1 protein-coding gene is annotated in these 1,707 nt (G+C 68.9%); it reads right to left on the bottom strand.

Annotated features, from left to right (window positions below):
- Positions 1-492: 492 nt before the first annotated feature.
- Positions 493-1,707, bottom strand: a 1,215-nt coding sequence (locus FNH05_RS36965) for a serine/threonine-protein kinase (protein ID WP_144593473.1), incomplete at its 5' end; no start/stop codon positions are given.

Raw genomic sequence — 1,707 nt, 5'->3', positions numbered from 1 at the left:
CGGTTCGGTACCCGGCTATTGGGTGCGGGCCGCCGCCGAGCGTTACGCCGCGAACCGCCACGACCGGCCCGGCCCCCGGCCGAAGCCCGAGCACTGAAACCCCGAACCCAGCGAGGTCTGTACCAGTGAGGTCTGCACCAGGGGAACGACTCGCGAACATCCTGGACCACGGTTGGGCCGCCGAAGGATCAGAAGTAGGCGAGCATCGACACTGAGAAATCCGGAGTGAACTCGATCCGCTTCGGCGGCCGGTAGTTCCCGCAGCAGAAAGTCATCGGGGATTTCCAGGCGGTACCTGCTCAGGTAGTACAGCGAATCGACCCGCCAAATCCAGACGCCGTCGGAGATGAGTGACGGCGCGCTCATGATCTGTTCACCGGGTTCGATCAGGTCAGGCAGCGATCCGTTCCGTGAACGACTCGAAGATCGAAGGCAGTTCGTCGTGCCGGCCCGGCCCGTGGGTGCGGGCCAGGCCGGCACGGCCGACCGGGATCAGGAGAGCAGAAGGCCCTTCAACTGGCTCTGCCGGGCGCACCATTGAGCGGTGGCCGGCACCAGCGCCAGAATGAGGACGGCGATCGCCAGGATCGCCGCGAGGGGCCCGACCGCGAGGTAGACGAAAGCGCCTTCCATGCGCCAAATATGGTGGCCTTTGTACAGCTGGAGGACGGTGACGACGGTGATGAGCACCTGCGCGATCACCAGCCCACCGCCGACCGACAGGAGCACTCGCCCCGCCGACCTGCCCGCCAGCAGCAATGAAGCACCGATTCCGAGCAGCACCGCCTCCGCCAGCGAGGGCATGAGGTGCAGAACCAGCAACAGCGGGTAGCTGGCGCGCCCGGTGAGCAGGACGGCGAAATCCGGGTAAACACCAAACAGCGCCAGACAAGCACAGGACAGGCCGAGGACACCCGCGGCCATCGCCGTGCCGCTGCTCGGCTGCCAGGGACGAGGAGCGAACGGCCCCACCCCCATGCCCGGCACGAAACCCTGCGGGACGGGGTTGTGCTGGACCGCGGTCATCGCGACGGTCTGTCCGGTGGCCGGCTCCGGCAGGTCGAGCAGGGTCAGCGCCTGGCCGGTCGTCATGCGCTTCTCGGGATCCTTCGCGAGCAGCCCCATGATCAGTGGCGCGAGCCGGCCCGCGCGCTGCGGGGGTGCGACTTCGCCGAACAGCACCGCACTCAGCGATTCCGCGCTGGTGTCGCGCCGGAACGGCGACACCCCCTCCACGGCCTGGTACAGCGTGACGCCCAGCGAGAAGAGGTCGCTCGCGGGCAGGCCGTCCTGTCCCTGGGCCCGTTCGGGGGCGAGGTACTCGACGGAGCCGATCACGCTGTCGGTGGCGGTCAGTGCGGTGTCGGCGTGGTGCTTGGCGATCCCGAAGTCGGTGAGCAGGAAACGCCCGTCTTCGGTCAGCAGCACGTTGGCCGGCTTGATGTCCCGGTGCACCATCCCGGCCTCGTGGACGGCGGCCAGCGCCTGCAGCAGGCTCCGGGCCAGCACGGCCGCCTGGTCGGCGGGCAAGGGCCCGTGCGCCTCGACGTGTTCCGCCAGCGACTGCCCCCGCACCAGTTGCATGACCATCCAGGGAATCCCGTCCTCGACCACTACGTCGTGGACGGCCACGATGCCCGGGTGGTCACGGAGCCGGGCGGCGTTGCCCGCTTCCCGCACGGCGCGGGCCAGACGCTCGGCCTGTTC

It is taken from the genome of Amycolatopsis rhizosphaerae (genome assembly GCF_007713715.1).
In the GTDB taxonomy this organism is placed as follows: Bacteria; Actinomycetota; Actinomycetes; order Mycobacteriales; family Pseudonocardiaceae; genus Amycolatopsis_E; species Amycolatopsis_E rhizosphaerae.
Note: the sequence above shows the minus strand (reverse complement) of the source record. Positions and strands in the feature narration are given on the sequence as shown.